The sequence below is a fragment of the Rhodococcus sp. UNC363MFTsu5.1 genome, from assembly GCF_000686785.1.
Lineage (GTDB): Bacteria > Actinomycetota > Actinomycetes > Mycobacteriales > Mycobacteriaceae > Rhodococcus_G > Rhodococcus_G maanshanensis.
The window spans coordinates 15,422-32,073 of record NZ_JMLO01000032.1; the positions used below are offsets into that span (position 1 = coordinate 15,422).

A 16,652-nucleotide genomic window follows, 5' to 3' on the forward strand; every position below is an offset into this window, starting at 1 on the left:
TTTCGACTCACGCCCCGCCGTGCCGATCTGCTCCCGGTTCGACCGGCGTCCTTCCCTGCCATGGCACGGTCGCTGCGCTCGAGTGCCGCCGCGATCGGCGGTCGTCGCGCCCGTCCACGGTCGCCGACGGACGGCGCGTTCCCGGTGCGAAGAAGTCCGGCGGCACACCGTCGGAGAAGGTCGACTCGAGGGGCAGGAGCTCGACCGTCGCGGACTCGGTGCCACCCGGCAACAGCACGGCTATGTCTTTCATGGCGCTCTCCGCGTGGAACGGCCCTCGATCATGCGGGCCCACCACTCAGTCTCCCGGCGCGCGACCCATATCACATGAGTACTCGACTACTCGAATCGGCGATGCCGGGCAGGGTTGCGCGGGGCCTTCGAACGCGGTCGAATTGATTCGTGGACCCCGAGGAGCGCTTCACCGCGCTGGTCGACGAGTTCGCCGGCCTCGCGGGCGTGACGGTGCCCGAACAGTGCACCCGGCGGGGCTTCGGATCGGGTGCGCTCAAGGTCAACGGCTCGATCTTCGCCATGCTCACGGGCGGCCGACTGGTGGTCAAGCTACCGAGGGCCCGGGTCGAGGCCCTGGTCGGGAGCGGAATGGGCGGGACGTTCGAGGCCGGCAAGGGGCAGCCGATGAGGGAATGGCTGACGGTCACCATGGACGACGACCGGACGTGGATCTCGCTGGCCAGGGAGGCCCTCGAGTTCGTGGGAAGCAGGCGCCCGGCACCCCGATAGGAGCGCTCAGAACCCCACAAAGTACTCCCCGCCGTAGACGGAGCGGCATCGAGGTGGCATCCTTTACTCGAGACCAGGGTTCTCGACCTGAGGATCCGGCTCGCAGTAACAGGAGTAATAACGTGGCACAAGGCACCGTGAAGTGGTTCAACGGCGAAAAGGGTTTCGGCTTCATCGAGCAGGACGGTGACGGACCCGACGTGTTCGTTCACTACTCCGAGATCCAGGGCAGCGGCTTCAAGTCCCTCGACGAGGGCCAGCGCGTGGAGTTCGAGATCGGCCAGGGCCAGAAGGGCCCCCAGGCCACCGGCGTTCGCACCGTCTAAAGCGACTCAAGTCTCCGGGCGCGCGCCACACGGCGCGACCCGTCAGACCTTCCGAAGGGCGTCTCCGTTCACGGAGGCGCCCTTCGGCGTTCCTGGCCCGGCCCCCAACCAGGGGACTGGACAAACGTTCAATCATTTCACTCATTCTCGTCACCTCGCTGACCCGGCTGTGCTCTACTCGGATCTTTGGTTTCACCCCCCTCTCCGAAAGACCGGGTCACCATGCCTAGCTCAACCCTGCGCCGCTCCGTGGCGCCCGTCGGCGTCCTCGCCCTGACCGCAGGACTCGCCCTCATCGGCGCGCCCGCGCACGCCGGCACCGTCAACTTCCAGACCGCATGCCAGGCCACGCCGTCGACCTCGCTCGCCGGTCCCCAGCATCAGGTTGTCGCGGCGTCGGCCTCGGTGACCGCGCCTGCGACCGTTGCGCCCGGCGAGACGTTCACCTACCGGATCCAGCCGGGCCCCGGCTCCTACCCGGATTCCCAGTCCGGTGGCACCACCGCCGGACTGTCACGGCTGAAGTTCGACTTCGAGATCCCCGCGAACTCGACGTTCGTGAACGCCGTCGTGGCGGCCGGCACCGGCGCCAACCTCGGCGGGGTCGCCCCGAACGTGCTTCGCGTGAGCACCTCCGGCACCGTCGACGCCGCCGGCCCGATCCTGCGCCTCTCCGGCGACAACCAGACCATCGGCAACGGCCCGTCCTCGAGCGGCAACAGCGAGGGCGGCATCACCGCCCCCAAGCTGAAGAAGAACCTCGACGGCACCAGCAACTCCGGCGGCAACAGCGTCTTCCAGTTGCCCGCCGTTGACGTCACGGTCGTGGCGGGCGCCGCGGGCACCATCACCCCGAAGCTGCGGGTGAGCGGGAACGCCGCCGGATACAACAGCGACGAGAACTACAGCACCTCCCTCGCCAAGGCGAGCGCCCCGTTCGTCGGCACCGTGTGGGCGCCCACCCGCTGCGTGCCCAAGGACAGCAGCGGTGGCGCGCTCAACGCCGGCGGCGGACCGCTGGCCACCGTCAACGTCGTCGCGGCCGCCGTGGCCACCGCCACGACCGTGACCGCGCCCGCCACCGCAACCACGGGCACCGCGATCGACCTCAGCGCGGCCGTCGCGCCCGCCCCGAGCGGCGGCACCGTCCAGTTCAAGGACGGCGACACCAACATCGGCGCACCGGTCAACCTCGCAGGCGGCAACGCCACCCGCAGCCACACCTTCGCCACCGCGGGCGCCCACTCCATCACCGCGGTCTACAGCGGCACGACCGGCTTCACCGGTTCCACCTCCGCGGTCGCGACCGTCGACGTCCAGGGCCCGGCCCCCGTCGACGTCGCCACCGCTACCACCCTGACCATCCCCGCCACCGCGACCACGGGCTCCGCCGTCGGTCTCTCCGCGACCATCGCGCCCGCCCCGACGGGTGGCACCGTCCAGTTCAAGGCCGACAACACCCCGATCGGCGCACCCGTCGAGGTCGTGGGCGGCGTGGCCACCCTGGCGCACACCTTCACCACCACCGGGCACCGCAACATCAGCGCCTCCTACTCCGGCAGCGCCGGATTCCTGGCGTCGAACTCCGCCTCGCAGACCATCGACGTGAACGCCCCCGCTCCCACCGACACGGCAACGGTGACCAAGGTGACCGCGCTGAGCACCGCGACCGTCAACAAGCCGATCGACCTCTCCGCGACGGTCACCCCCTCCCCGGCCGGCGGCACCGTCCAGTTCATGGACGGCACCTCCGCGATCGGTGGACCCGTGACCGTGGTGAACGGCGCCGCGATCCTGTCGCACACCTTCACCTCGGCCGGCGAGCACAGCATCACCGCCGTCTACAGCGGGGCGCCGGGATTCGTGGCCTCCACGTCCTCGCCCTTCGCGGTGACCGCCTCGGCCGCAGGGACCCCGGGCGGCAGCGGATCCGCCGGCAGCCCGTTCGGTTCCTGATCACACCCCCTAGACCCACCCCCTCAGGAGTTGTTTTGACATCCCCCACCCCCCTGCGCCGCGGTGCGGCGGCCCTCGCGGCCGCCGGATTGACCGCGGGCGCACTGCTACTGGCCACCCCGGCCTCCGCGGCGCCGACCACCACCGGCTTCGACGCCGCGTGCTGGGGCAAGTTCAAGAGCCTGCTGGACAACACCCACAAGTCCATCAGCACCGGCGTGACCGTCGAGGCACCGGCAAGCGTCGTCACCGGCGAGACCTTCACGTACCGCCTTCAGCCCGACACGATGACGCTGGCGCGCAACGGCGAGAACCTCCGCATCCGTTCGAGCGTGTCCAGGATCAAGTTCGACTACGAGATCCCCGCGGGCGCCCAGTTCGTCTCTGCCACCGTGGTTCCCGGCACCGGGGTCAACCTCGCCGGGTCGGCGCCGACGGTCACCCGGGTGGCCGAGAACGGTAGCCCCTCCGCCACGGGCACGATCCTGCGCCTGTCCGGCAACAACGAGACCGTTGGCAACGGACCCGCCGCCAACGACGGCGCCGAGGGCGGCATCGTCGTGAACGCGGGCTCCGGCGACACCTCGTACCGACTGCCTGCGATCGAGGTCACGGCCGTGGCGGGCCCGGCCGGATCCGTGGTGACGCCGAAGCTCCGCACCACCGGGGCGGCTGCGAACTACAAGGCCGACGAGAACTTCTTCACCTCTCTTGTCCGCGAGAAGGACCCGGTGTTCTCGGTGTCCTACTGGTCCGCCACCCGGTGCGTGCCGAAGAACGGCACCGACCCCGGCAGCGGCGTCCCGCTCAACGCGGGCGCAGGCCCGCTGGCCACGATCAACGTGACCGCCCCGCCGGACGCGACGACCACCACCGCGGTCGCCGCGCCTGCGACCGCGAACACCGGCGCGGCCGTCGATCTCACGGCCACCGTCAGCCCCGCCCCCGCGGGCGGCACTGTCCAGTTCAAGGACGGCGACGACAACATCGGCGGACCGATCGCCCTCAGCGGCGCCACCGCCACCCTGAGCCACACCTTCACAGCCGCGGGCGCGCACGCCATCACCGCGGTCTACAGCGGCGCACCGGGGTTCGCGCCCTCGACCTCGGCGCCGCGCTCGGTCGAGGTCAGCGTCGCCACCGTCGACACGACCACCGTGCTGACCACGCCCACCCACGCGAAGACCGGGGTGTCGGTCGGCCTGGCCGCGACCGTCGCGCCCGCGCCGAACGGCGGGACGGTGCAGTTCCTCGACGGGGGCGCCCCGATCGGCGCCCCGGTGACCGTCGCGGGGGGTGTGGCCACTCTGGCGCACACCTTCGACTCCGCAGGCAGCCACTCGATCACCGCCTCGTTCAGCGGTGCGCCCGGCTCGGCCCCCTCGACGGCGGCGGCCAAGACCATCACGGTCTCCGTCCCGGCGCCGAACGAGACGGCCACCAGCACCACGCTGGACGCCCCGACCCCGGCCACCCAGAACCAGGCCGTGACCCTCACCGCCACCGTGGCGCCGAGCCAGGCGGGTGGCACCGTGCAGTTCTTCGACGGTGTCACCGCGATCGGCGCCCCGATGCCGGTTGCCAACGGCACCGCGACGCTGTCGCACGCCTTCGGCACCGTCGGCGCGCACGGCATCACCGCCGTCTACAGCGGTGCGGCGGGATTCCTGGGCTCCACCTCGGACGCGCACGTGGTCAACGTGACCGCAGTTGGCACCCCCGGCGGCGGTAGCGGCTCGGCGGGCAGCATCTTCGGCTCCTGATCGAACCGCTCGCCCCACGGCGGGTGCGTCGCCTTCCGGTGACGCACCCGCCGTTTCTCGTACTGCGGGCCTGTTCGCGGCCCTGCCGATGCGCCGGCCGGGAGAAAAATGTCGATTTGATGCCAGATTCGGGGCGCGTAACCTATCATCTGAGGCTTTTGGCGCTGGTTGGCGCTACTTGTCGCCCGGCACCACGCCGAACAATCACGAAGATTGGAGCAGAGATGCGTATCTTTCGTGCGTTTGTAGGAGCGGTCGCCGGGGCGATCGCCCTGGTTCTGGCGCTATCTCTTCAGGCGCCCTTGGCTTCCGCTCAGGCCGAGTGCATGAGAATGCCGTACTTCACGCCGTTCGGATATGCCAACTTCGATTTCCCCCCGCGAATCGTCGGGCTGCTGAACCAAAACGAGATCGCGGTCGAAGGCATCACGCCGTTCCAGGCCAAGCCCGCGAAGACCGGTCTCTATCTGCCGATCGGCTCGCACACCAATTATGTCGACGCGTGCATGGGTGTGTACTACCCCGGCGGGCCGCGGTTCGTCGGCAAGACCGGGAACTCTGTTTCGGTCGAGAACATCTGGCTGCGGATGGACGGCGCCTACGGGACCGTGAAGGTCAACGGGGTCGCCCAGGGCGAGAGGATGGTGGCCACCTACAACATCGGCGAGATGATGCCGACGCTCATGACGCCGCACGGTGGCGGGATCGGCCCCACGTACTGGCCGTTCCGCTTCACCCCGTACTTCGCGCAGGCCTTCAACGAGACGGCGGGCGCCAACCTCGTCACGGCCGGTGAGGTGTTCGCCAACCTCGACGCCGTCGGGAAGTTCGCGCCCTGATCTGACCCGAAGCAGACGACTGCAGGGGGCACCCCCAACACGAATTCGCGTGAGGATGCCCCCTACCGGGCGCGGGGTGTGCCCCCGCCTCGATCAGCTCTCGGCCAGCGCAGGCATCTTGACGACCTGGCCGGCGTAGGACAGGCCGGCGCCGAACCCGAGCAGCAGCGCGGTCGCACCGGGCTGAACCTGACCGGTGCGCAGCATCTTCTCCATGGCGAGCGGGATCGACGCAGCCGAGGTGTTGCCGGTCTCGATGATGTCGTCCGCGACGGGAACGCCCTCGGGGAGGTCGATCGACCGGACGATCACGTCGTTGATGCGCAGGTTCGCCTGGTGCGGCACGAACGCGTCGATCTGGTCGATCCGAAGGCCTGCGCGGTCCAGAACCGTCTTGGCGATCTTGCCCATCTCGAATGCAGCCCACCGGAAGACGGCGGTGCCCTCCATGATGATCCAGGGGCGCTTCTGCGCAGGGTTCTGCGCGAAGCCGACCCAGTCCGGCTCCTGCCGGATCGAGCGGCCCTGCGCGCCGTCGGAGCCCCACACCGTCGAGCTGATGCCGACCTCGTCGGAGACGCCGACCACCACGGCGCCCGCACCGTCACCGAAGATGGCCCGCACCGAGCGGTCGGTGGGCTCGGTCGAGTCCGTCATGCGGTCGACCCCGACCACCAGCACCTTGTTCGCGGTGCCCGCCCGGACCAGGTCCGAGGCCACCCCAAGGGCGTAGCAGAAGCCTGCGCACCCGGCGGCGACGTCGAAGGCCGAGGGGCCGCCTGCGCCCAGCATGTCGGCGAGGATCGCCGCGCCCTGCGGCGTCTGGATCGGGTAGGTCGACGTGGCCAGGATGACCACGTCGAGCTCGGCCGGCTCGACTCCCGCGGCCGCGAGCGCGGACCGGGCCGCCGACTCGGACATGTCCAGCACGGACTCCTCCGGGTAGGCCTTCGCGAACCGCCGCTCCTTGATCCCTGTGCGCGACTGGATCCACTCGTCGGTCGAGTCGATCGACTGGCAGATCTCCTCGTTCGTCACCACGCGCTCGGGTCGGTGCACCCCGAGTCCGAGCATGGCGGTGTTACGGATTTCGGTGGAGTTCGCGATCACTGCACCCATGGTCTATCTCCTCTTGTTCAAAGTTCCGCTTCGGGATGCTCGGGCGAAACCCACGAACTCTCCTCGCTCGACACCGTAGCGCCCAAACCAACTGGACGGTGATATAGCCCACAATGGTGATGCAGTACACAACCGCTCACATGGGCGTCCGATCGACTCAGTACCCCCAGCGAGCTGCCACGTCCGGGTGCGCGCGCACCCTGCTCTTCCACGCGTTCGCACCGTAGGTGTCGAAGATGTGGTTGCCCGGGTCGGTGCTGACCCCGCGCGCCCGGCCGGCCAGCTCCGCGGGCAGCGTCAGCACCGGCACCACCGCGTCGAGCGCGGGGTTGAAGAAGTAGGGCACCGAGATCCGCTCGGGCGATCCGGGCGGCGAGAGCACCCGATGCCTGGTTGCCCTCAGGTATCCCGCGGTGGCCACCTCGAGCAGCTCGCCGATGTTGACGATGAAGGCCCCCGGCAGCGGCGGGGCGTCGATCCAACCACCGTCGCGCCCCTCCACCTGCAATCCGCTCGACCCCGGCTCGACCAGGAGCAGGGTGAGCACGCCCGAATCCTTGTGTGCACCAACACCCTGGTCGCCCTCCCGGTCCGCCACCTCGCCGACGCGATGACCGGGATAGCGCACCACCTTGATCAGGGTCGCCGGGTCCGTCACGAACGCCGGATCGAACACGTCGGCACTCGCACCCAGCGAGACCGCCCACTCCCGCAACAGTTCCAGGCCGAGCCGCGACAGTTCGGCGTCCCAGCGGATGATGGTCTCCCGCAGCTCGGGCAGCGCCTTCGGCCAGCGGTTCGGCCCCTGCAGATTCCAGTACCCGACCGCATCGGGGATCGCCGCGCGCTCGGGCCCGATGTCGATCTGCTCCCGCCAGTCGGTGCGACCCTCGGTGAGTTCACCGCCGAGCCGGGTATAGCCGCGAAAATGCGGGCTACCGAGCATCTCGATCGACATCTTCTCCTCGACCGGCAGCGCGAAGAATCTGTGGGCCACATCGAGGACCTCGTCGATCAGCACCCTCGGCACGCCGTGCCCCGTCAGGTAGAAGAAACCGAGCTCGTGCGTCGCCCGGCGCAACGCCAGTCGCCCCCGCGCACTGGTCAGTTCGCCGAAGTCGACCACCGGCAACATGAATACAGGGTATCCCCGTGAATCCCTGCAATCCGGGCCATTCATTACTAGGATCTACCTGGCGTGCGCATCGCCGCTCACGCCACGGGAACTGGTGTCCATGACCAACAGTCGCGGTGAACGTCGATGGGGTGGTGTGATCGTGGGAACTTCCAAGAGATTCGTGCAGGTCTCGGCGATCGGAGCGGCGGCGCTGCTCCTGCTGGCCGGTCCCGCCTCGGCCGATCCGAACACGGTGAACCCGATCCCCGGGCTCAACGGGACGAACGGGCTGCCGGTGCTGAACGGCCGCTCCTCGGCCGTCGCCCAGGCCACGGGCCTGCTCAGCCCCAATCGAACCCAGGACGCCAACGTCCTCGGCACCGACCTCGGCATCATGTGGGACAACGGAAACGGCGAGGTACTCACCGCGTTCGGCGATTCGGCCGGGCTCGGCATCCCGAATCTCTTGAACGGAAGCCTCTGGTCGTGGCGGAGCAACACCCTCTTCCGCAGCGCCGATCGAAATCTCGCCGACGGCATGAGCTTTGACAGCTCGCCGCGCGATTTCCTCGGCCAGGCCAAGGAACTGATCCCCAGCCCGAAGATCCCGTACGTGGAGATCAGCAGGATCCCGACCGCCGGTGTCGCGGTGGACGGCGTGCAGTACATGTCGCTGATGTCGGTCAAGAACTGGGGCGAGCCGGGCCGGTGGGACACCAACTACTCCGGCCTCGCGTTCTCCACCGACAACGGGGAGAACTGGACCGTCGCCCCCGAGACCAACCGCCCCGCCACCGACGGCAACCGGAACTTCCAGATGAGTGCCTTCGTCAAGGACGGCGGCTTCGTCTACCAGTACGGCACCCCGCCGGGCCGCGGCGGACTCGTGCACCTGGCCCGGGTGCCGGAGAAGCAGATCCGCGACCTCGGCGCCTACGAGTACTGGAACGGCCACGAGTGGAAGAAGGGTGACCCGAACGCGGCCGCACCCATCGTGTTCGGCGGTGTCGCCGAGCTGTCCGTGCAGTACAACCAGTTCCTCGGCCAGTACCTGATGCTCACCACCGACAACTTCAACTCCGTGGTGATGCGGCGCTCGCCGACACCCACCGGCCCCTGGAGCCCCCCGGAGGTACTGCTCGACGCCCGTGAGCTGCCGACCGCCTACGGGGCGTACATCCATCCCTGGTCCACCGGCCCCGATCTGTACTACCTCACCACCGTGCACTCCAACTACAACGTGCTGTTGATGCGCACCACCCTCAATCGGTGAACGCAGGCCGGCAGCGCACCGCTACCGTCACCGCAATGGACGCAGAGGACTGGAACGAGAAGTACGCAGGCGCGGACCTGGTCTGGGGTGCGCCCGCCAACGCGGTGGTGATGGAGTTCGCCACCTCCCTGCCCACGGGGCGGGCCCTGGATCTCGCGTGCGGCGAGGGCCGAAATGCGTTGTGGCTGGCCACTCGTGGCTGGCAGGTCACCGCGGTGGACTTCTCCTCGGTGGCACTCGAGAAGGGGGCGAGGGCCGCCGCACCACTGCCGCGGTCCGTGCGCGAACGACTCGAGTGGATGCACGGCGATGTGACGAAGATCGAATTCCAGCAGGAGTATGACCTTGTTCTCGTCGTTTACCTGCATCTTTCGCCAAATCAGCGGCCAGAACTGCTGCGCCGGGCCGCGGCCGCGCTCCGGCCGGGCGGCACGCTGATAGCCCTCGGGCACGACGCCGCCAACATCTCCGAGGGCGTTGGCGGGCCACAGGACATCGAGATCCTATACACCCCAACGGAGCTGGTCGACGAGCTGGGCGACGCGGTGATCCCCACCGTCGCGGAGCGGCGGTACCGACACACCGATACCGGCACCGCGATCGATGCACTGGTGGTGGGAAGGCGGCCCTCTCTTGGCAGCTAACTGAATGCCGAGTAATATCGGCTAAGTTACCGACGAGTAGCTACTTGGGCGGTACTTGACACAGCTAGACCGCACCGTCTCACCGGGAGAAAAAGACATGGGCCATTACAAGAGCAACGTCCGTGACCTGGAGTTCAACCTCTTCGAGGTACTCGGTCTCGAGAAGCCGCTGAGCGAGGGCGCCTGGGGCGACCTGGACGCGGACACGATCCGCACCATGCTCGGCGAGGTTGCCAAGCTGGCCGAGGGCCCGCTCGCCGAGGCTTTCGCCGACGCGGACCGCAACCCGCCCGTCTTCGACCCCGAGACCCACACGCTGGCGCTGCCCGAGTCGTTCAAGGCCTCCTTCAAGGCCATGTGGGACGGCGAGTGGTACCGGATGGGCCTGCAGGAGGAGATCGGCGGCGTCGCCGCTCCCCGCACCGTGGTCTGGGCCATCGCCGAGATGCTGCTCGGTGCGCAGCCGGCCGCCTTCATGTACGCCGCGGGCCCGTCGTTCGCGGGCGTGCTGTTCGAGAACGGCACCGACGAGCAGAAGAAGTGGGCCGAGACCTGCGTCGAGCGCGGCTGGGGCGCCACCATGGTGCTGACCGAGCCGGACGCCGGCTCGGACGTCGGCGCAGGCCGCACCAAGGCGATCAAGCAGGACGACGGCAGCTGGCACATCGAGGGCGTCAAGCGGTTCATCACCTCGGCGGTCTCCGATGACCTGTTCGAGAACATCTTCCACCTGGTCCTGGCCCGCCCCGAGGGCGCGGGACCGGGCACCAAGGGCCTGAGCCTGTTCTTCGTGCCTGCCACCCACTTCGATTTCGAGAAGAACGAGATGGGCGAGCGCAACGGCGTCTTCGTCACCGGCGTCGAGCACAAGATGGGCCTCAAGGCCTCCGCGACCTGTGAGCTCACCTTCGGCGGCCACGGCATCCCCGCCAAGGGCTGGCTGGTCGGCGAGGTCCACAACGGCATCGCCCAGATGTTCGACGTCATCGAGCACGCCCGCATGATGGTCGGCACCAAGGCCATCTCCACCCTCTCGACCGGCTACCTCAACGCGCTGGCGTACGCCAAGGAGCGCGTGCAGGGCGCCGACCTGACCCAGATGACCGACAAGGCCGCGCCGCGCGTGACCATCACCCACCACCCGGACGTCCGCCGCGCGCTCGCGATGCAGAAGGCGTACGCGGAGGGCCTGCGCTCCGTGTACCTCTACACCGCCGCGCACCAGGACGAGGTCGTCGCCAAGCAGGTCTCCGGCGCCGACAAGGACCTGGCGTTCCGCGTCAACGACCTGCTGCTCCCGATCGTCAAGGGCGTCGGCTCCGAGCGGGCCTACCAGTACCTGACGGACAGCCTGCAGACCCTCGGCGGCTCGGGCTTCCTGCAGGACTACCCGATCGAGCAGTACATCCGCGACGCGAAGATCGACTCGCTGTACGAGGGCACCACCGCGATCCAGGCGCAGGACTTCTTCTTCCGCAAGATCGCTCGCGACCGTGGCGTCGCCCTGGCCCACGTGGCGGGCGAGGTCAAGAAGTTCATCGAGCGCGAGGACGCCGACAACCGCCTCAAGTCGGAGCGCGCACTGCTCGCCACCGCGCTCGAGGACGTCCAGACGATGGCCGCGACCCTGACCGGCTACCTGATGGGCGCGCAGGAGCAGACCACCGAGCTGTACAAGGTCGGCCTCGGTTCCGTGCGCTTCCTGATGTCCGTCGGCGACCTGCTCATCGGCTGGCGCCTGCTGGAGCAGGCCGAGATCGCCATCAAGGCGCTCGACGCCGGTGCCGCCGACAAGGACAAGGCGTTCTACGAGGGCAAGGTCGCCACCGCGTCCTTCTTCGCGAAGAACGTGCTGCCCGAGCTGACCGCGAGCCGCGCCATCATCGCGGCCACCGACAACGACATCATGGAGCTCGACGAAGCCGCGTTCTAAACGGCACGAGCTCGACCGGGCCCATGGCCCGAACCGGATCAACGGCGATGCCGCACACCGACACGGTGTGCGGCATCGCCGTTTTCCGTACCGGAGGAACCGCGGCCACCTCGGCCCGGATCAGGTATTGACAACACGCGTTGTCATCCTGCATGTTGACCATGGCCCGCGAGCAGATCTGCGGCACCGGGATACTCCGAACGAAGGGCGCATCGTGACGAAGAGTCTGTCGGCTACGGCTGGAGCGGGTGCACCGCGACGGTTCATGCGGGATCCGATCGCCGCGCGCAGGGTGGCGGCACCCCTGCGCCTGCTCGTCGGCTCGGCGCCGGACCCCGGTCCCCACGAACGCGACCGGCTCGGCCGGGCGCTGATGGAACGCGACGAACCGGGCGACGCGCTGGTCCGGGCGATCCGCGAGGACCACATCGTGTCCATGCCGATGTTCCGCCAGGCCCTCGAACACGGCATCGACTCGATCCCCGATCCGCCGGAGCAGCTGCAGGAGTTCTTCGAGATGCTGACCCGGACCCCCGACTGGGTGGACGGGGCGAAGTTGGCGCACGGCGCACGGGTGCTGCGCAGGGTTGGCCTCGACGCTTCCCTTGTCCTCGGCTACGGCTCACTTCTCGGCGGCTACAACAACTCCGGGCCGCTGCCGCTGTTGATGGCGTCGGGCAAACTCACCGGCGAGCAGACGCTGCGCCGGGTCTCCGAGACCAGCGTGTGGTGGCGCGGGGTCACCGCGCCCGGCGGGCTCGACCGCTTCGGCGAGGGCTGGAAGCTCACGGTGCACGTGCGGGCGATGCACGCGTTTCTCAACTACCAGCACGAGCACGACCCCGCCTGGCACAGCGACCTGCGCGGACTGCCGATCAACCAGTTCGACCAAGCGGGCACCCTGGGACTGTTCTCGACCACCTTCCTGATCCACACCCGGGTCCTCGGCATGCGCTACACCAGGGCCGACGCCGAGGCCGCGATGCACCTGTGGTGTTACGTCGGCTGGTTGATGGGCGTGGACGAGCACTGGCTGCCGTTCACCGAGGCCGATGGCCGGCGGATGATCTATCACATCGGGATCTCGTCCCCGGCCGCGGACGCGAACAGCCTCGCGCTGGCGAAGTCACTGATCGATTCCCCGAAGTTGATCCACCACAAGAACTTCCAGCGAATCCGTCGCACCTACGACTACGAGCGCGGACTGAGCCTGGCCACCACGCTGCTCGGTCCCGCGGGAGTGCGTGCGCTCCGGGTGCCGATGCGGCCGCCGTGGTACCCGGTGTGGCGGGCCGCCGCGAACACCGCCAAGCATCGCGTCATCGCCCGGCTACCCGGCGGTCAGCGCTGGGTCGATGCCCGCGCGGAACGCCAGCTGGAGCGCGCCCACCGACGGCTGCTCGGCGGCGAGCGACCTCCGATCGGACAGATCGCCCACTCGGCCTGAGCCGCCGCTCCCCCGAACCGCTACTCACACTTGACGATGGGCACCGGGTCGTACTTGACGGTGCGGGTGTGGCGCGAGATCTCCTGCCCGGTGGCGTGATCGGTGATCACCCTGGTGTCGCTGGTGGTGAAGCCCTTCGCGCCGCTCGAGGCGATGCAGCCCGGCCCCTTGGGCAGGGTCACGGTGTTCGGGTCGGTGGGTGCGGACCGCTCGCCGGGGATGGATTGCACGTCCACGGTCTTGGTTCCCCAGAGCCGTACCGTCACATCGGATCCGGTCCCGAAGGCCTGGATCAGCACACCGGTCGGCGAGTCGTTCTTGAACTTCAGGTCGATCGCGCCCTCGAACACGGTGGCCTCCCTGGCCGCGGGGTACCGGGAGATGTAATAGCTGTGCTCGGTGTGGCCCGCGTCTTCCATGCCCGCGAAGTAGGCGGCGTTGTAGAGCGTCGTGGCGAGCTGACTGATGCCACCGCCGACCGCCTTCGCGGGGCGGCCGTTGTTGATCACCCCGGACTCGACGTAGCCCTCCGCCGATCCGCGCGGACCGGTATACCCGTTGAGCGAGAACGTCTCTCCCGGCTTGACCACGGCGCCGTTGATCTCGCTCGCCGCCAACCGGATGTTGACCCCCGAGGCGTACTCGAAGCCGCCACTGGTGAATTCGCCGATGACCTGCCGGATGCCGAGCTTGTCCGCGGCGGCGGTGGTCAGCGCGGGCGGCTTCTGCTCGTAGACGGCGGCGGTGGTACGCGGACCCGTCTGCGCCAGCAACGCCGGCAGCTGCTCGAGGGTCTTGCGCCACTCGATCATGTCGCCGGTCACCGCGGGCACCACCGTCGGCGCGCCCCCGGTCAGGCTGAACGTCGCGTCCTTGGGCTGGACCTCGGTGCCTGCGAGTTGCGGCGCGAGCAGCCCGATCGCCGCGTCGACGTTGTACTGCGGGGTGAGTCCACCGTTCCCGTCGGGGGCGAAGGTGAGCACGCCGCCGACCTGGTCCCGACGCAACACCGCGGACTTGTTGTCCCTGCCGGTCACCACGAGATCCGTCGCAACGGCCGGGACCGCGACCTCGCTCATCGCCCGGTCCACGCCGTCCTGCCCCACCGAGACGGGCACCACGCTCACGGGCAGGTCCACACCGTCCCCGTTCGCCCAGTTCTCGGCGAAGGCGGTCTCCGCGGCCTGTCCGTCGAGATTCTGGCCCTGCCGGGGCGTGACGGCGATCGGCGTCGCCCCCTCGAACACGACGTTGCCCTCGAGCGGCGCGCGGTCGGTCTGCAGCCGGATCCCGTCGATCGCCTCGGTCAGCTTCGCGGGGTCGGTCGTGGTGACGACACCGATCTCACGCTCGGAGAACAGCGAGGTCAACCGGGTGACGGGGTTCAGCGGCTGGGAACCGGCCCGGTCCAGCGTGGCCGACCAGTCGACGGCGAGTCCCGCCTCGCTCGGCACGATCTCGGTCTGCACCTCGCCCGCCTGCACCGGGACCGGCTGGTCGGCCCTCGGTCCGATCTGCGCGCGCAGCTTCGCCTCCGCGTCGGTAGTGCTCAGCCCACCGACATCGACCCCGGCCACCGTGACGCCCCGCGGGACCGAATCGCCTGACAGGACGTAGTCCGCCCCGTAGGCGACGAGCCCGACCGCGGCCAGCGCCGCGGCGCCGATGGCGATCTTGACGAGCGGGGATCGGCCCGGCGACCCGGGCTGCGGCGCCCCCTGGCCGTCCTGCGGACCCGTCGGCGGTCCTGCGGGCGGGACGGGCGGAGGTCCGGGGGCGGCGGGATCCGACGGCGCTGCAGCCGCCGCGGTTGCGCCCGGCACGCCGCTGTAGGCCTGCGCCTGCGCCGGGAAGGACTCGGACGACGCATCCGCGGGCTGGTCGGAGCGCACCACGGGAATGATCGTCGTCGCGGCCTCGTCTTGGCCGCCGCCGTCACGCGGGTCTACCTGCGTCTGGTGCGGGCGCTCGATCCGCGCGGTCGGGACCTCGGATTCCTGGCCCTGGTCGACGACGATGCGAACCGTCTCGGCGCCATTGGCGTCGCCGACGGAATGGCCGGGCACCTTCCCGCCATCTCCGGTCGGGGGTGCGACATGCCCGTTCGCATGCCTACCGCTCCCGCCGTTACCGTCCGTCACCCTGGCCCCTCCTACCGAATTGTCGCTGGGCCAACCGCCTGTTATCCGAGGTCCAGACTAACGCGGCGCGCATGGGGGCGCCGATTCGTCGAGTCGCCCGACCCGGGAACCGACTGATTCCAGGCGAGGTGATCGCCGGACAGCGCGGCGGCCTCACCACGAATGATTCGGCCCCTCGGGAACTTTGGCGAAAATGTTGGTCGGGCGTCCAATCAGGCGGACACCCACACGCGGAAATGGGTAGTCCCGCGCTGCAACCGGGTCGGGGGTCAGGCTGCAACGCGGGACTACACGGGTATCGAGCGACGTCGAGATCCCGTTACAACCATTGTCAGAAATCTTCTCGGCCATCCCAGGATTCGGGATGGAGCCGCGTCACCTGCGCAAATCGCACCACGGCCGGATCCCTTCTCCGCGAGCACGTTTGCCGACGGGACCACACGGCCCCTTCAGTGGCGGACGTCACGGGTGGAGCAGAACGTCCAGACCGCGCTGGAAGTCCGCCACCCGCCGCTCGAGGGCGTGGTGGCCACCGTTGACGACCTCGGACACCCGAACGATGCCCGCGGAGTCGGCGACCTGATTGAGGTCCCTCGACGTCCAGTACCAGACGGCGGTGTTGAACGCGTTCTCCGGCGCCTCGAGGAGCTCGGGATGGGCGACGAAGTCGACACCCGTGAACTGGCTCACACTCTCGTAGTTGTGGCGGCCGGTGATCTGGATGGCGCCGCGACCCTTGTAGCGCTCTCCGTCGCCCGCCTGGGTGTTCCCGAGGTCGGCTCGGCCCTCGTAGGCGCGACCGGACGCGTACTCCTCGAAGGTACGGAACGAGTCGGATTCGACGGCGAGCTGCGCGATGAACGCAGCCTGCCGGACCGGGTTGTCGATTCCGCCGCGCGCCATCGCCGCGTTCAGTGGCGCGATGTACTCCGCGATCTTCTCCGCGGGCATGCCGGGCACGATGCGCGCCAGGTCCTCAGGAGTGACGGCGAGCGGCGCAGGGGCGGGCGGCTGCGGCGCAGGCGCAGGCGCAGGGGCGGCCTCAGCGGCCGGCTCGGCCGGAGCCGGCTCCGCAGCGGCAGGAACCACGGCCCGAGGGGGCGCGGACGCGTCGAGGGGGCCGTAGAACCCGGCCGGGACAGTGGCGGCGTTGGCGACACCACCGGGTCCGGCAACTGCGGCGCCGGTGGCGATCAGGGTTGCGGCAGCAAGGGCGACGCCGAAATGGCGCGATCGTGAAACATGCAAGGGTCGTGCTCCAAGATTCGACCGAATGGTGATCGGCCTCCGAACGGTGCCGCGGGCACTCCCAGAGAACGTCGCCGTCCCTGTCAAGTCACCGTCACGCAG

14 protein-coding genes are annotated in these 16,652 nt (G+C 69.1%); 9 read left to right on the top strand and 5 right to left on the bottom strand.

Annotation, left to right across the window (positions count from 1 at the left end; all coding sequences use genetic code 11):
* Nucleotides 1-7: 7 nt before the first annotated feature.
* Nucleotides 8-253 carry a hypothetical protein gene (locus tag BR31_RS0121520; RefSeq protein ID WP_156042579.1) on the bottom strand — a complete coding sequence of 82 codons (246 nt, stop codon included), beginning with the start codon at nucleotides 251-253 and terminating at the stop codon, nucleotides 8-10.
* 149 nt (nucleotides 254-402) lie between these two features.
* Here BR31_RS0121520 and BR31_RS0121525 point away from each other — a divergent pair, with 149 nt between their 5' ends.
* The 5 genes from BR31_RS0121525 (at nucleotide 403) to BR31_RS0121545 (ending at nucleotide 5,628) form a co-directional block, all read left to right on the top strand.
* Nucleotides 403-744 carry a hypothetical protein gene (locus BR31_RS0121525; RefSeq protein ID WP_027502786.1) on the top strand — a complete coding sequence of 114 codons (342 nt, stop codon included), beginning with the start codon at nucleotides 403-405 and terminating at the stop codon, nucleotides 742-744.
* A 122-nt stretch (nucleotides 745-866) separates the two neighbouring features.
* A complete protein-coding gene (locus BR31_RS0121530; RefSeq protein ID WP_027502787.1) occupies nucleotides 867-1,070 on the top strand; it encodes a cold-shock protein in 204 nt (67 codons plus the stop codon).
* Nucleotides 1,071-1,292: 222 nt separating this feature from the next.
* Nucleotides 1,293-3,026, top strand: a complete 1,734-nt coding sequence (locus BR31_RS0121535) for an Ig-like domain-containing protein (RefSeq protein ID WP_027502788.1) — start codon at nucleotides 1,293-1,295, stop codon at nucleotides 3,024-3,026.
* A gap of 35 nt (nucleotides 3,027-3,061) precedes the next feature.
* Nucleotides 3,062-4,789, top strand: a complete 1,728-nt coding sequence (locus BR31_RS0121540) for an Ig-like domain-containing protein (protein WP_027502789.1) — start codon at nucleotides 3,062-3,064, stop codon at nucleotides 4,787-4,789.
* Nucleotides 4,790-5,115: 326 nt separating this feature from the next.
* A complete protein-coding gene (locus tag BR31_RS0121545; protein WP_231496645.1) occupies nucleotides 5,116-5,628 on the top strand; it encodes a hypothetical protein in 513 nt (170 codons plus the stop codon).
* A 93-nt stretch (nucleotides 5,629-5,721) separates the two neighbouring features.
* Here the strand turns inward: BR31_RS0121545 and BR31_RS0121550 are convergent, their stop codons facing one another.
* Both BR31_RS0121550 and BR31_RS0121555 read right to left on the bottom strand, forming a co-directional pair.
* Nucleotides 5,722-6,747 (bottom strand): beta-ketoacyl-ACP synthase III, encoded by a 1,026-nt coding sequence (locus BR31_RS0121550; RefSeq protein WP_027502791.1) that lies wholly within the window; start codon nucleotides 6,745-6,747, stop codon nucleotides 5,722-5,724.
* A gap of 157 nt (nucleotides 6,748-6,904) precedes the next feature.
* The gene (locus BR31_RS0121555) at nucleotides 6,905-7,882 is read right to left on the bottom strand and encodes an isopenicillin N synthase family dioxygenase (RefSeq protein ID WP_027502792.1); all 978 of its coding nucleotides are present in this window, start codon (nucleotides 7,880-7,882) and stop codon (nucleotides 6,905-6,907) included.
* Between the two features lie 142 nt (nucleotides 7,883-8,024).
* Between BR31_RS0121555 and BR31_RS0121560 the strand changes: the two genes are divergently transcribed.
* From BR31_RS0121560 to BR31_RS0121575, 4 genes are all read left to right on the top strand, one after another.
* Nucleotides 8,025-9,137: a DUF4185 domain-containing protein gene (locus BR31_RS0121560; protein ID WP_027502793.1), complete on the top strand. Its 1,113-nt coding sequence runs from the start codon at nucleotides 8,025-8,027 to the stop codon at nucleotides 9,135-9,137.
* 35 nt (nucleotides 9,138-9,172) lie between these two features.
* Nucleotides 9,173-9,781: a class I SAM-dependent methyltransferase gene (locus BR31_RS0121565; RefSeq protein ID WP_027502794.1), complete on the top strand. Its 609-nt coding sequence runs from the start codon at nucleotides 9,173-9,175 to the stop codon at nucleotides 9,779-9,781.
* 97 nt (nucleotides 9,782-9,878) lie between these two features.
* Complete coding sequence (locus BR31_RS0121570; RefSeq protein ID WP_027502795.1) at nucleotides 9,879-11,714, top strand: acyl-CoA dehydrogenase; 1,836 nt, start codon at nucleotides 9,879-9,881, stop codon at nucleotides 11,712-11,714.
* A 214-nt stretch (nucleotides 11,715-11,928) separates the two neighbouring features.
* The gene (locus BR31_RS0121575) at nucleotides 11,929-13,161 is read left to right on the top strand and encodes an oxygenase MpaB family protein (protein ID WP_231496649.1); all 1,233 of its coding nucleotides are present in this window, start codon (nucleotides 11,929-11,931) and stop codon (nucleotides 13,159-13,161) included.
* 20 nt (nucleotides 13,162-13,181) lie between these two features.
* On the opposite strand, the gene BR31_RS29665 is transcribed toward BR31_RS0121575, so the two are convergent.
* Both BR31_RS29665 and BR31_RS0121585 read right to left on the bottom strand, forming a co-directional pair.
* Entirely contained in the window at nucleotides 13,182-15,134 is a 1,953-nt protein-coding gene (locus BR31_RS29665) for a VanW family protein (RefSeq protein ID WP_051637637.1), read from the bottom strand.
* A 630-nt stretch (nucleotides 15,135-15,764) separates the two neighbouring features.
* Nucleotides 15,765-16,550 carry a glycoside hydrolase family 19 protein gene (locus BR31_RS0121585; protein WP_027502797.1) on the bottom strand — a complete coding sequence of 262 codons (786 nt, stop codon included), beginning with the start codon at nucleotides 16,548-16,550 and terminating at the stop codon, nucleotides 15,765-15,767.
* Nucleotides 16,551-16,652: the final 102 nt, after the last annotated feature.

What these genes read in the sequence shown, in the direction of transcription:
- BR31_RS0121520 (WP_156042579.1), bottom strand. Translation starts at nt 253, where the DNA reads ATGAAAGACATAGCCGTGCTGTTGCCGGGTGGCACCGAGTCCGCGACG.
- BR31_RS0121535 (WP_027502788.1), top strand. Translation starts at nt 1,293, where the DNA reads ATGCCTAGCTCAACCCTGCGCCGCTCCGTGGCGCCCGTCGGCGTCCTC.
- BR31_RS0121545 (WP_231496645.1), top strand. Translation starts at nt 5,116, where the DNA reads ATGAGAATGCCGTACTTCACGCCGTTCGGATATGCCAACTTCGATTTC.
- BR31_RS0121550 (WP_027502791.1), bottom strand. Translation starts at nt 6,747, where the DNA reads ATGGGTGCAGTGATCGCGAACTCCACCGAAATCCGTAACACCGCCATG.
- BR31_RS0121555 (WP_027502792.1), bottom strand. Translation starts at nt 7,882, where the DNA reads ATGTTGCCGGTGGTCGACTTCGGCGAACTGACCAGTGCGCGGGGGCGA.
- BR31_RS0121565 (WP_027502794.1), top strand. Translation starts at nt 9,173, where the DNA reads ATGGACGCAGAGGACTGGAACGAGAAGTACGCAGGCGCGGACCTGGTC.
- BR31_RS0121570 (WP_027502795.1), top strand. Translation starts at nt 9,879, where the DNA reads ATGGGCCATTACAAGAGCAACGTCCGTGACCTGGAGTTCAACCTCTTC.